At 60.7% G+C, this 410-nt stretch carries 1 pseudogene; it reads left to right on the top strand.

Annotation, left to right across the window (positions count from 1 at the left end):
• A pseudogene (locus ACEWQ0_RS07255) lies at positions 1–217 on the top strand (N-6 DNA methylase); the annotation flags it as partial.
• Between the last annotated feature and the right edge of the window lie 193 nt (positions 218–410).

Here is a 410-nt window from a genome sequence, read left to right as displayed (position 1 = left end):
TACCCTGTCCGACGACCAGCTGGCCGGCGAGCATTTCGACTTCATGCTAGCCAATCCGCCGTTCGGGGTGGACTGGAAGAAAGTGCGCAAGGAAGTCGGCGACGAGCACAAGCACAAGGGCTTCGATGGCCGCTTCGGCCGCGGCCTGCCGCGGGTGTCGGACGGCTCGCTGCTGTTCTTTCTGCACCTGGTCAGGAAGATGCGCTCCAGCCGCCAACCTTTGTGTCTACATCCCTACCAACAGTACCTGATCGGTTTTATCTGTAACAGTCAGGGCGCTTACGGAGCGAAGAGATGTCTGATTCCAACGAAGTTGTCACCGACCCGCGCCTTGAGAAGCGTACCCGACGCCGGTTTAGCGTAACCGAGAAGAAGCGGCTGCTGGCCGAAGCCGATGCCCTGCCGCACGG

This window comes from Wenzhouxiangella sp. YN9 (assembly GCF_056324165.1).
Note: the sequence above shows the minus strand (reverse complement) of the source record. Positions and strands in the feature narration are given on the sequence as shown.